The organism is Maridesulfovibrio frigidus DSM 17176 (genome assembly GCF_000711735.1).
Classification (GTDB): Bacteria; Desulfobacterota; Desulfovibrionia; order Desulfovibrionales; family Desulfovibrionaceae; genus Maridesulfovibrio; species Maridesulfovibrio frigidus.
This window is the reverse complement of sequence record NZ_JONL01000003.1, coordinates 274,397-286,808: the sequence shown is the minus strand read 5'-3', so window position 1 is coordinate 286,808 and position 12,412 is coordinate 274,397. Positions and strand designations below refer to the sequence as shown.

General features: G+C 39.7%; 12 protein-coding genes. 5 read left to right on the top strand and 7 right to left on the bottom strand.

Annotated features, from left to right (window positions below):
- Position 1: 1 nt before the first annotated feature.
- Both BR06_RS0108605 and BR06_RS0108600 read right to left on the bottom strand, forming a co-directional pair.
- On the bottom strand, positions 2–1,498 hold the full coding sequence (locus BR06_RS0108605; protein WP_031482064.1) for a hypothetical protein: 1,497 nt from the start codon (positions 1,496–1,498) through the stop codon (positions 2–4).
- 1 nt (position 1,499) lies between these two features.
- Positions 1,500–2,648, bottom strand: a complete 1,149-nt coding sequence (locus tag BR06_RS0108600) for a hypothetical protein (protein WP_156952688.1) — start codon at positions 2,646–2,648, stop codon at positions 1,500–1,502.
- A gap of 664 nt (positions 2,649–3,312) precedes the next feature.
- Here BR06_RS0108600 and BR06_RS19695 point away from each other — a divergent pair.
- The 5 genes from BR06_RS19695 (at position 3,313) to BR06_RS0108575 (ending at position 6,745) form a co-directional block, all read left to right on the top strand.
- Positions 3,313–4,329, top strand: a complete 1,017-nt coding sequence (locus BR06_RS19695; protein WP_051676975.1) for a FecR domain-containing protein — start codon at positions 3,313–3,315, stop codon at positions 4,327–4,329.
- 145 nt (positions 4,330–4,474) lie between these two features.
- Positions 4,475–4,936 (top strand): rubrerythrin family protein, encoded by a 462-nt coding sequence (locus BR06_RS0108590; protein ID WP_051676974.1) that lies wholly within the window; start codon positions 4,475–4,477, stop codon positions 4,934–4,936.
- A 169-nt stretch (positions 4,937–5,105) separates the two neighbouring features.
- Positions 5,106–5,600 carry a rubrerythrin family protein gene (locus BR06_RS0108585; RefSeq protein ID WP_031482060.1) on the top strand — a complete coding sequence of 165 codons (495 nt, stop codon included), beginning with the start codon at positions 5,106–5,108 and terminating at the stop codon, positions 5,598–5,600.
- A gap of 108 nt (positions 5,601–5,708) precedes the next feature.
- Positions 5,709–6,350 (top strand): hypothetical protein, encoded by a 642-nt coding sequence (locus BR06_RS19690; RefSeq protein WP_051676973.1) that lies wholly within the window; start codon positions 5,709–5,711, stop codon positions 6,348–6,350.
- A gap of 167 nt (positions 6,351–6,517) precedes the next feature.
- Positions 6,518–6,745, top strand: coding sequence for a hypothetical protein (locus tag BR06_RS0108575; protein ID WP_031482058.1), 228 nt, complete (start codon positions 6,518–6,520; stop codon positions 6,743–6,745).
- A 185-nt stretch (positions 6,746–6,930) separates the two neighbouring features.
- On the opposite strand, the gene BR06_RS0108570 is transcribed toward BR06_RS0108575, so the two are convergent.
- The 5 genes from BR06_RS0108570 to BR06_RS0108550 all read right to left on the bottom strand — a co-directional run bounded on the left by BR06_RS0108570 (position 6,931) and on the right by BR06_RS0108550 (position 12,002).
- A complete protein-coding gene (locus BR06_RS0108570; RefSeq protein ID WP_031482057.1) occupies positions 6,931–8,760 on the bottom strand; it encodes a hypothetical protein in 1,830 nt (609 codons plus the stop codon).
- 129 nt (positions 8,761–8,889) lie between these two features.
- Entirely contained in the window at positions 8,890–9,720 is an 831-nt protein-coding gene (locus tag BR06_RS0108565; RefSeq protein WP_031482056.1) for a dienelactone hydrolase family protein, read from the bottom strand.
- A 75-nt stretch (positions 9,721–9,795) separates the two neighbouring features.
- Entirely contained in the window at positions 9,796–10,158 is a 363-nt protein-coding gene (locus tag BR06_RS0108560) for a DUF2304 domain-containing protein (RefSeq protein ID WP_031482055.1), read from the bottom strand.
- Positions 10,145–10,870, bottom strand: a complete 726-nt coding sequence (locus tag BR06_RS0108555) for a glycosyltransferase family 2 protein (protein WP_031482054.1) — start codon at positions 10,868–10,870, stop codon at positions 10,145–10,147. The genes BR06_RS0108560 and BR06_RS0108555 overlap by 14 nt, the downstream gene beginning before the upstream one ends.
- A gap of 106 nt (positions 10,871–10,976) precedes the next feature.
- Positions 10,977–12,002, bottom strand: a complete 1,026-nt coding sequence (locus BR06_RS0108550; RefSeq protein WP_031482053.1) for an autotransporter outer membrane beta-barrel domain-containing protein — start codon at positions 12,000–12,002, stop codon at positions 10,977–10,979.
- Between the last annotated feature and the right edge of the window lie 410 nt (positions 12,003–12,412).

Genomic DNA, 12,412 nt, shown 5'->3' with positions numbered 1-12,412 from the left:
CCTATTTTTTCTGATTTCCCAATATACGGTATAACTTTCCAACCCTTTTTTTTTCATGGCACCACGATTTTTTATTTGCAGAACTATCACTGTTGCGAGAACAAATTCCTTTGCACTTGAAATCAAAATCATGAACTAGAGTGCGTCCAACACTTTTTTTCCAACAAAGTAATAGGGCCACTACTACCACTGGCAAACACATTTTCAAAATAAATAGCAAAGAGGAATCACTACTCCAAGTCCAAAGATCAAGCACAAAGCTTTCCCAATTCAATTTAAAACCAGTAAACAGAATATGTTTATAATCTTGCGAAATGTAATGTCCAACACTAGTAAACAACCCTAAAGACCCAAAAATGGGAACTATGAGTAAATATACAACTCTTCGTTTACAATGCTCTTTGCATTCATACACATAGGACATTTTTTCCTTTGTATATGCTGCAAAAACGCTACCCATCAGTGCAAAGACAAGTGTCAATATAAACCATAGAGGAGAACTTCGAACTAAAAAATTATCAGAGCTAAGAAATGGATTATACATTATCGCCTTGTTTATAGCAGAAACACTACCATCCTCACGCACGGCATCCTTTATACGAGTACTTTTGAACTGAATAAATTCTCTCGGAACGATAATTTCGCACTCTGTAAAGTTAGAGAAAAATGGAGATTTTTCACCTTCAAAAAAATAGGTACTGCCATTATTGAAAACGAAATCAAAATGTTTACTTCCGGAAACTATTTCACGTATATGAAAATCATTAATTCCAATATAATTATCATTTTTCATTTCTAAGCCAGTCGAATTGCTGCGTAAAGAAATTGCCATTGAAGCATCCTCCCCACAAGCTTTCAAAAACAGCTGTGCAATTTCAGCAATGCTTTTACCTAATCCTCTAACACTAATTTGCAGCCCCCCTCCATTCTCTTTAGAGCTTTTAAATATGGAGCTATCCATGGTGCACTTTTCCTGTAAAAAAAAATTGCCCTTAACCTGATCTTTGCCATATTTAATATCCCCTATAACAGCCAAGGTAGTCTTCGAATTAAATTTATAGTTCAGTTCAAGTTTAGTTAACTTGTCAATAATGAACTCATTTTTAGGTCCAGTATCACTTCCTTTTAAACGACTAACATCAGTTAACAATCCATTTACAACATCTTTTACGTACGATTTTAAATTAGAAGATTCTGGGGCCAGGCCATCAACTTTAAACTCTGTACTTTCAATTTTTTTAGTATAATACGTAGAAGAATAGAACAATATTGAGACAGTGATAAAAATAACGACAACAAGTTGTAAGGAAATTGTTAAGATCATAGGAAGACATTTAGAAAACTCTTTATTATTACGCGAAAACCCAAATCTATGACTGTAAAGACAACTTGGCAACCACACCCCAAAAAACCACAGACTTTTCAGCCAATCTTTTTTGACAGTTTTTCTCCAACACTCTTTAAACTCCGCCCTCATGACCCTATATTCTTTCCACACGTCAATTCCCCTTAATCCTAAACGTCGCATTAAATGAATATGTGTAATCTTCAGATTCGTACCTAACGCCCTCCTCAAAGCGCCCCTCTATATCTACACCAGACCTCACACCTTTAAATACAATATCCCCTCCAATAAGCGCTTTCTCTGACGTTCCATCTTTCAATGTTACGACCAATATGGCTCTCTCTAGGGCTGAACTAGTTATCTGTCCAAATTTAACTTTCAAAAGTTGATCCACACCGCAATACTCTGCTGTTATTGCAAAGTAAGTAGAATAGTCGGCATCATCAATCTCAACAGGAACCCACAACTCCTGCGACTCTTTCACACTCGGATCTTTTTCAATTGGTTTATTTATTACAATTTCTTTGCTTTTTTCAAACTTAGCCGTCTTAGCTTCAGTAGATTTTGCAAGCTTCGCTGGGGGAGTCTTAACGGGAGCTGTCTTAACCTTTGCGGGAACCATAGGTGAGATGATGTCCTTCCCTTTAGGAGAGGCTTTCTTCACCTTCTTTTTCGGAGCAGCCGTGAAGGGAATCTTAACCGTAGTGCGTTCAAACCGAGGGGAAACATGAGCCTTATTTTCAATCTCAGATTTGTTATCTAAAACAACCACCTGATCAGCAGTGGAATTGCTAAACATAGCGGATATACTTGCTTCCGCTACAGCCCCATCGGACCAGCCTACGTCGATTTTACGAACAAAAATATTTTGCCTAGCAGAAATTCGAATAGCGTTACTACGAAATTCGAGGACACTGTTGCTAGCTTTAGCTTGAAAAGCGACCTCACTATCGAAGGGACATATGAAAGAATAGAATGCGTAAACCTTTTTATTTTCATCGGCAGATTCCACAAGCAAACTTCTGCCCAATTGTTTATAAGTCGAAAGATTTTCTTTTAGCCCGCCTTCAGTCGAAATAGCAGTAATAGCTTTAACAAGCTCAGACTTAGTAACCATAGACAGGGCTACACAATCATAACTTGCATAGGATATTACACGGCTTTCGTTACCCGGCACATTCTTAAGATATTTAAGAGCGAATGAAACTCTCCCCCCCCTGCTTCCTTGAAGGGCCCCAATAATGCCATTGGCAATTTGATCTGCCTCTTGCTCAGACCTCGAAGTAGATTCTACGTAAAACACATATTCATCACACGAATTAGAGGCATAACAATTTATTGCATTAAATACAGCAATGAAAATACAAATTGAGATTGAACTCAATTTATATTTGATGAAACTTTCGCATGCTGAACTTAATAACATAACTTGCAAGACCCCGATTATAAACACTAATATTATAAAAACCGAATAGAAAACTTAATTTGAAACCATAAATAATTACCAGTAAATCACAATATTTTTTAATAAAAAGATGCGTCAAAAAACATTAACACACCTATTTATAAAAACGAGTAAAAGACGACTAACAGAGCTTCAGTCTATATGTCAACATTATATCTATATTTTAATAAGGTGATACTATATTTATGTCACCAAAAACAGACGAACAATATTCAAATATGAAACAGAACATTCAAGTAGATGTCATGTAATGTAGGAAGTCTCATAAGCCGCTAATAAAAAAGGGAGATTAGTTTCGCTAATTATTTATCGGAGTAGCAAACAACAAGGAAAAATATTTACAACTAGACATAAAATGTATTCCTATAATGACAGATGGAAGTTATATCTTTAGTAATACAAATATCTCATACGTAAAAAATCATATGCTAATGGAAGCCTTATAAGCAGGCAGTAAAATCATCTTATTCCTACGCCAACCTCGAACACGGTAAAAGTATCCATGAAATATATTATACAATTACCCATCATGCTCGTGCTGCTAATCTGGGTACCTGCTGTATCAGCATCTCAAACAGCTTCACTTGAGCAAATTTACGGGACAGTGGAACTGCGGCGTAACGGGCAAGACTTCTTCAAGCAGGCAAGAGTCGGACAGAATGTAGTGAACGGGGATATTTTGCGCACGGGGGCAGACGGTAAAGCCATACTTCGGCTTATCGATAATTCAATTCTGAGTTTTGCATCAGAAACCGAATTCATGCTTGGCAACGAACTAGCAGGAACGGAAGTCAATTTTATAGGCACCCTTTTCCGCGGTATAACTCGGGCCATACTAGAGAAACGAAAAGGTTCGTATATAAAAACTCCGACAGGGGCTATAGGTATCCGTGGGACAGATATAACTATTACTCACAATGGCGAAACAGGCTTTTACTTTCTGGATGAAGGCGCTGTCGAAGTTGTGACAAGTGAAACGACCATTCCCCTTGAAGCCGGGAACATGACCGCCAGCTTTGCAAAACGCAGAGCGCTACCTCCATCACCATTTACGAAATCGGCAGGTCTGGCGGAAGCCCGCAGTGCGCTATCAGCCCTTACATCAATAGAAATTCCTTCATCGTTAAAGGATAATGCCCTACTTAACGAAATCCTTGCCCGCTGGATCATTAATTACGCCCACTATCTTGCCGACTCCGGCCGACATGAGGATGCTGAGACCGCCCTCCTTATCGCTGAAGATCTAACCGAACGCCAAGCTGTGCAGGGAGAAATTCTACTCCAGATCGGTGGGTTGTATGTATATCGACTTAATGACGTGCATGGCGCGCTCAGGGCGTATCGGAAGATCCTGCGAGAATACCAAGGAACGCCATATTTCGAAAAAGCTTTATTCGGGGCTGTTCGCTGCTTCCACCTGCTCAAGCAACGAGAGAAAGCCGTAGAATATACTAAATGGTATAAAAGGAAGTTTCCTCGGGGAAAGTATCTTCACGATCTGGACGCTTTAATGAAATAGATCTATTCAAGATCGCAAACGGCACATTTTTTTACTAAACTCTAACTTTTTACTTGCTAAAGTTATCGATAACAATTACTAGTAACTTCAAAGACGCACGGAATATCAATTCAAATTAATTTTACATAAAATAACGGAGCTAATTATGACTAAGACACTTAAAAATTTACAGGACGCATTTGCTGGAGAATCTCAGGCTAACCGTAAATATCTCGCATTTGCTGAAAAAGCTGAGTCCGAAGGCAAACCAGGTGTTGCTAAACTTTTCCGCGCAGCTGCCGCAGCTGAAACTATTCACGCACACGCACATCTTCGCTTGATGAAAGGAGTCGGAACTACAGAAGAAAATCTCAAGGGCGCAATCGAAGGTGAAACCTTTGAATTCGAATCCATGTACCCACAGATGATTAAAGAAGCTGAAGCTGAAGGCGAAAAAGCTGTTCACCGCTATTTCGGATTCGCTAATGAAGCTGAAAAAGTTCACGCAGAACTCTACACAGCAGCACTAAAAACAGATGGTGACACCTTCGCTGACGCAGAATTCTACATCTGTAAAATTATACAATATAATAATATGTCGAACACTTCCAGTGTGTATGTAAATTAATGGTTTCAGAGTAATCGACATATTCTTCTTGTAGAACACATATTTCTTGTCTTGCATCAATTGTTTCAGAGTAATCGGCACATTTTCCTTGTAGAACACATATTTCTTGTCTTGCATCAATTGGTTAAAGCCAACCCATCCAACCACCAAACAATAAGAGGACCTAACAATGAGTAAAACCCTTGACAATCTCGCAACGGCCTTTGCAGGCGAATCCCAGGCTAACCGTAAATACCTCGCTTTCGCTGAAAAAGCAGACCGTGAAGGCAAGCCCGGCGTAGCCAAGCTTTTCCGTGCTGCAGCCGCCGCAGAAACCATTCACGCTCATGCGCATCTTCGTCTAATGAAAGGCATCGGTTCCACCGAAGACAACCTCAAAGTCGCAATTTCAGGCGAAACATATGAGTTTGAAAAGATGTATCCTGAGATGATGGAAGAGGCCAAAGAAGAGGGTGAAAACGCCGTTCTACGCTATTTTGGTTTTGCTAATGAAGCAGAGAAAGTACATGCGACATTGTACACCGAAGCTCTTGAGAACACCGACAAATTTTCTGAAGCCGAATTTTATATTTGCAGCGTGTGCGGACACACACAGGACGGCGAAGCCACTGAAAAATGTCCGATCTGCGGAGCTGCACCCAAGGCATACCAGAAGGTGGATTAGCACTCCATAAAACCAATTTGCTATATGAGAATTCTCCCTTGTTCCCCCTAAGCCCCAGTCTCTCGGCTGGGGCTTTTTCATTTCCTCTTCTAATGGTATCTATCTCACATGACTAAATACCTAGCACCGTATCTCTCAACTCGCCTCATCTATGAGGACGTGAAAAACTTGGCTCAAGATGTATTCTACCTAAAAGCTAATGACACAAAAGGATGGGTGAGTTTCAAACAAATGATTATTTCCCTGTCTCAAATCCAAGAGTTGGATAAGATGCTCCGCCCACTTTACAAGGAACATCAGGATCTTTCGACAGGTTTTAAAAATATCCAAAAGGATCTCGAATTCGTTGTTTACATCCGAAGTAAATTCGCCAGTCATACATTACAAGGCCTCATGAACAAAACCTTCGAATGGAGGCCGGAAACGATAAGCGTGGTAAGCACAGAGCATGAGGCAACGCCATTGCTACTGAATCTTTTCGTATTGGAGACGGCCATCAACACTTATGTTAACGGAGAAGGGGTACATAAACACTTCGAAAGCAACACTGACCTTGTATATCAGCCGGACTTTCTAAGGTTCATGGAATTTGTTGATACTATTGTCGACGACTCTGTAGAATATCTTGAAGGCTTATTGGCCTTCTTTGCCGAACAAGTAGAGCATGTTCCTATGGATGATCTAGGGTTTGAAACTTGGTATAAAGCCGGAATGACTAACTTTCAGTATCTACGAAAAGGTAAAAAATAACATGCCCCGCTTCCAAGCCAAACGCGATTGTTCAACCAATACCCTAGTCAAAGAGATTCAGATAGGACGTGTAGTGAGCACAAGAAAAACATCAACTTGCTGGCGATATTGAACACAGTACAGCATATGATAGCTGAGATAAATGAATTTACGAATGGAGGTGAAGCATGATCCGCAATGATAAAGAGCTACGTGAGACGGCCAGGTTGATAGGCGATAAATTGCAGGATGTTACTAACTATCTTGGCGACAGAAATTGTGATGAAGGCAGTATTAGATTCCCAACAGGCTACATTCGCCCTGTTGCCTATCAGAGGAATTCGTATGACTTCATCCGTAACAACACCTTAAAAAGAAATATTTCATACTGTATTCTTGGTACTGATTGTGGGTGAGTAATAAAGTTGGAAACTGAAATACTCGTCAGACCCCTTTTCTGGTTAAAATTTCAGCGTGCTAAAAAATAAAGTTGGAAACTAATTCTAACATCTTGACTGAACACAACTATTTTTTGAGTAATAAAGATGGAAACTAAATCATACAATTAAAATGTATTATATGATGGCAGACTCAATTCTCCTTAATTCACCAGCCAAATCCCACCGAATCGATAATCAAAGAAAATAGGTGAAAAGTATCTTATATCACCATTAAACAAGCCTAAAAGACGAAACAGTACGGATTCAACCAGTACCCGGTCAGTTACTGCCAAAAAATTAGAGCTATCAGAAAATACAAGATATGGATCTGGAATAGAGGTAAAATCTATCTGTTCAGGAATCTTATTGGTTGTGTCCAGAACTCCGCCAAAGCTATTGTATCCCTTGATAATAATTTCTTCTGGAACCTCCACTGAACTGGTGCTGGAGTCATATCTAAACCCATTCTTTGAATACAAATCCAAATGGTTAACAATTGGCGTTGTTTTAGACTCAAAAACATGAGCAAATGAGTACAAATAACCGCTAGTGGTATAAACTCTTGCAGGCAAACACAACGCGACTGGCCGATTAGAAATTTCAGCAGTACCCATTTTTTTTTGCGTAAAATCAGTTAAAAAAACAGACCATTGTTCATTTTTCATATTTGTATCTAGTTGATTATGCGATGAAACCGCAAAATATTTCATCCAACTCGCTGCTACAGCCATATCCTTCTGGATTAGCGGATAAGCTACAGTGAAACAGGTTAATTCTGTTTGAGATCCACCGTCGAAAATAGCATCCATTCCTGTAAGGTATTTAAAAAAATATCCATAGTCCCACCAAGTCCATATCAGTGTATTCGGTGGGAATGTGGCTCGAATTTTTTTAGCAAGCACGAAATCATTTCGGCTGAAATATGTTTTAGGTTGATATGTAGCGGCATTTACAAACACACATCCAAGCAAAAGGGGTAAGCATGCTACTTTTAATAAATATTCAATCTTGTTCGTTTGTAGCGCGAATCGCAACGCAATTTGACTGCTTACCCATGAACAAACAACAATGCTACAATATGCAGTGAAAAAGGCGGCCACGGGTACAAACAAAGGAATGAACCTTTGCGAAATCATTGATGCGAGCCCAAAACACCATGCGAAGGTTAGAAAAATAGCTTTAGTACGATAACGCACACAATAACAAATTGTTCCGCATACAGCAGGAATCAACAACCAGCCACTTCCAAGAGATTTTTGCCCCAACTCCCACAGGACTACTCCTCTCAATTCAATAATGGAGGAGCTTAAAAGAAAATTGGCTGACCCTCCAAATGCAAGATAAACATGATCTTTTATGTACTCCGCATATTGTGAAAAGGGCTTAACTCCAAAGATCATCAATCCTACAGCAACAATAAAACCGCACAAGAGAAAAATCTTTAGCGAAATATCGAGCCTATTCCCAGTTGGATAAACTAAGTAGCAAATAATAAATCCTGCCGAAAGTAACGCCCCAGGACGCCACCAGAACCACAGAAAAAAGAGGATGACCACATATAGAGAGATCCAATACCACCGCTTAACTTCTTTTGTGGAAAATTGAAAAACACAAAAAAGAGCAAAGAGGCACAATCCCGGAACTAAGCTATCAGTATCAAGAAAACCGACATGGGTACGCGTTACCCAATATGGAGCGAAGAGAGCAAGGAAAGCTGAGGCACCCATAACAAAAGGAGAGCGAATTTTTATGCCCCATGGAAGCACTGCTAATAACATAGATAAACTTAAAATAGGACCGAGATATGCGGCGATACTTTGTAATCGCATTTTATCAAGACCTGCAACTGCAGCAAGAAAATACGGAAGCAGCATTGACTGTCGACTATCGTTAATTACGCCTTCGATTCCAATATGTTGCTCAGCCAAAGTGTATGCCTGATCCAAATAGTAATATCCGTCATTGTTGCCAACTAGAGGAACCCCTTGCACATGAACACCTTGTTCTATGAGTAATCGTGTGTGCTGAAAGGCGAGAGTCATGCTTAGAATTACAGCGCATATTGCAATGGCGATAGTCGCCCATGTCGTAGTGGTAAATCGTAAAATTCTCATGAATCACTATTTGTGTTGATCAATCTTTTTTAAAATACTCGGGACAATCTGACTCCAATCGTCCGTATGCTTTACTCCGTGCACCGTGACAATTTGAACCTTACTAGTATCATTCATTTTACTTAAATAACTATTGCTGACCGCAGTAGGAACGATAGAATCAGCAGAGCTTACAATATGAATTTGTTTGATACTTTGAGTTTGAACCGCATAGTCTGCTGGATTCAGCGAGTCGCGTAATGGTGATACATGATGATAGCTAGTCCAAAAAGCGTGATCCAAATTTCCAGCAATGGTGACCACAAGATCAACATCATTCCGCCGTACTGCCAGAAGTAATGCAACTGCCCCCCCTCCGGAATAGCCTACCAATTCAAGACGTTGCGCCCCGGCTATTGCTTTTGCCTGATTTAAAACCTGATTTAAATCATGCAGCACAGGTTCAGAAAAACGTGCCGATGTCCAAAACTGTGTAACACAGTTTCTGCGATGTTGATCTTTAACAAACTGACACGGTCGGGCAACATACAAAACTGCCGGATTGATATCAGCCGCGGCCAAATAAAAAGAGATAGGATTATGTGGAGTAGGATCGCTGGAAGGTCGACTTCGTGAAAGCCAAGCTTTACCGTCCCCCTCAAAATAAACACGGAGGATTGAGGACTTACCTCGTAAGTATCCTGTTATATCGAATGTATTCGCCACGAAAATTTGCTCAGAAAAGCCGTGCTTCTCAGCAAATGAATGAGGAGAAAAAGAAGTACAACCCGAAAATGAAAACAAAAAAATGATCGATAAAGCCAGAAAATTAATATTAATATTTTTTAATAAAGTCATCCTCCCCCCTAACCACGGAGATCGGTTTGAGTTAATCTACGAAGTGATCACATCATTGTTAACGAAGTTTAATTTTTACTGTTCAGTTGAACTTTCAGTTTTTAATTTATGCAACTCTGCTTCATAAGCTGCCATTTTTTGAGCAAGAATCCTAATTTTAATTTCTTGTTGAGTCCGTTCAATATCCATTGTTAATACTTTGATAAACAAAAAACAAAGAGCCAGAATAATAGGCAGTACAGGAGGATAATGAATCCCTAATAATTGTCCTATCCAGTCTACCAACGAAGGAAAAAAACCAATGGAAAGCATACTAAAAACGGCAAACAACCACCAAACTGTATGAAATATTCCTAACCGCTGTCGTCTGACAAGCAAAAGGATCATTAATACACTGAAAAAAGAAATAGCGGGCGCGGTAAGATCAAATAGAGTCATAATCAGTCCATTTACCCGAAGAATAACCTGACTTGGAAATCCAATCAGCGAATACCCATACGCAAGTTTTTATTAAATAAATTGAGACAGATATCCAAGAATTAAAAATACGGGAGCAACCATTTTCCCTGGAACACATAGAGATAGGGACTTCAATACATTTAATACGCTTTCTTCTAAGCAAAAGCAGTGGACCTAAATCTTGATAATCAAACATAGCCGCTTCTTTAGACAAAAGTATTTCGACAGCTTTTTTGTCATACAATTTAAATCCAGAAGTCATGTCATGTATGTTTAGCCGTGTAAGAAAAAAGAAAGCACTCCAAGTTATCCGTCGTGCTATGCTACCACGTTGTACGCAGCTCCCAATCACGACATTTGCATTACTCGAAGAGCAACTATCCATCAACAACGGAATATGATCAGGTTCATGCTGTCCATCCGCATCCATCGTTATAAAGAAGTCATATCTACCTTTCTTTATGGCATATAACATTCCAGCTTGTGCAGCATTCCAAGCACCAGATCTAAAGGGTAATATCAGAACTTCAGCTCCGGCACTGCGGGCTTCATCAGCCGTTTCATCTTCGCTGTTATCATCTACCACATAGACGTCACATCCATAACTTCGTGCTTCTTTGACTATTTTCGCAACGGTCAAAACCTCATTAAGAGCGGGTATTATTATAGCAACATTTTTATATTTTTGCATTACACCCTCTTTATAAATAAGTCGTAGAGACACGTTATGATTACGCAAAAAAAAAGAAGTGGCTCATAAAGAGCCACTTCTTTTATATTAGGCTATAAAAGTAGTTTTAGAATTCAAAACGGACAGTCGCTTGCCCCCGGTAGGATTCGTACTTAGCACGCCCTGCACTTGCACCACCTTCGACTCCGAGAGTGCACACATCACTTGCATACACGTTTAAACCGAGCACACCTTCGAACTCATCATAATCCGAGTCAACAGGCCTAGTTGAAACTCCAAGGTCATAATAGTAACGTAACGCAGTGTATGGTTCAATCCAGCTGTCAAAGAGATAAGCGGCCTTAGCTTCAACGTTCATCTGACTTAAATAACTATCTGGGTTAGCAATGTCAGTACCACCGCGAGAATAGGATCCCAAGTCACCACTTACGTACATATAGCCGAGGCGACCACTAAGGGTCCATTCATCAAGCATGAAATATTGAGAGAGACCTAAGTTAGTCAAATAACGACTGGAATCATATTTTCCGGTATTTGTTCCATCGCTGTCTTTATAGCGGGAGCTGGTATAAGCGAAAGCTGTATCCAATATGGTGTTTTCAGTAAAATTATAAGCAAGGTAAGGCATCACAGTCCACTCAGACTCAGTTTTAAGAGTTCCAGTGTCAGTCCCGCCAGACCAATCTTTTTTGTCAAGATCGAGAGCACCATAACCACCAGCTAATCCAACTAGGAATTCCGGAGTTGCACGCCAATCAGCCCCTGCAAGGAAATTATAAGCTTCCGCGTCATATTTGGCTCCGACAGCAGTGCTGGAAAATTGTGTATAAGATCCCAAAGCCCAAACACCAAAGTCATTGGCTGCCTCTCCTGAGGCTAGTCCCAAATCTTCAGCATTCAAGGCAATATCGATATTACCAGTGCCATCTATATGATTGTGAGAAACTTTTTTCAATCCAGCAGGTTTAGGTGCTGCAATTGTAGCAACTCGTCCCTGTACCATAGTACTCAGCGCCTGACTGCTTGAACGTACAACATCACTAGTAGCCTGCTGCTGTCCATTAGTCTCAGCAAAGGCGGAGACGGCAGTGAGTGTTGCCAATAATACAATCAAGGAAAATAAGTACTTCATACTAGCTACAACCTATTTATTATAAAATTTATGCTATCTTCAAATTAACTATCTCTCATAACCATGAGAAACCCCTAAATGTCAATACTTATAAATAATTAAACATTATTTTTTAAATATTACCTCGTTTATTATCTTAAAATTTAGCAATTGAATACTTTTATTCACCACTTATAGCTCGTGATGCGGTCTTGTATAAATCATACTTAAACCTTGGCTTGATTTAATCCTTTGCATATCGTAAAAACTTCAAACAATGCGCATTCTTCACATAAGTAAGTATCCCTACCCTGAAGGTTCAAACTCTTATGGAGCTCGGGATCCTCGGCTGATAATATCATTTACAATTGTAGATGTTTTAGGCCTTCGAGTTGCGTTGTCATTATTTGAATCTGCCTGATTATGGGATG

Coding starts and splice junctions, on each gene's coding strand:
- BR06_RS0108555 (WP_031482054.1), bottom strand. CDS start 10,870: ATGCAAAAATATAAAAATGTTGCTATAATAATACCCGCTCTTAATGAG.
- BR06_RS19695 (WP_051676975.1), top strand. CDS start 3,313: ATGAAATATATTATACAATTACCCATCATGCTCGTGCTGCTAATCTGG.
- BR06_RS19690 (WP_051676973.1), top strand. CDS start 5,709: ATGACTAAATACCTAGCACCGTATCTCTCAACTCGCCTCATCTATGAG.
- BR06_RS0108565 (WP_031482056.1), bottom strand. CDS start 9,720: ATGACTTTATTAAAAAATATTAATATTAATTTTCTGGCTTTATCGATC.
- BR06_RS0108590 (WP_051676974.1), top strand. CDS start 4,475: ATGACTAAGACACTTAAAAATTTACAGGACGCATTTGCTGGAGAATCT.
- BR06_RS0108560 (WP_031482055.1), bottom strand. CDS start 10,158: ATGACTCTATTTGATCTTACCGCGCCCGCTATTTCTTTTTTCAGTGTA.
- BR06_RS0108575 (WP_031482058.1), top strand. CDS start 6,518: ATGATCCGCAATGATAAAGAGCTACGTGAGACGGCCAGGTTGATAGGC.
- BR06_RS0108550 (WP_031482053.1), bottom strand. CDS start 12,002: ATGAAGTACTTATTTTCCTTGATTGTATTATTGGCAACACTCACTGCC.
- BR06_RS0108585 (WP_031482060.1), top strand. CDS start 5,106: ATGAGTAAAACCCTTGACAATCTCGCAACGGCCTTTGCAGGCGAATCC.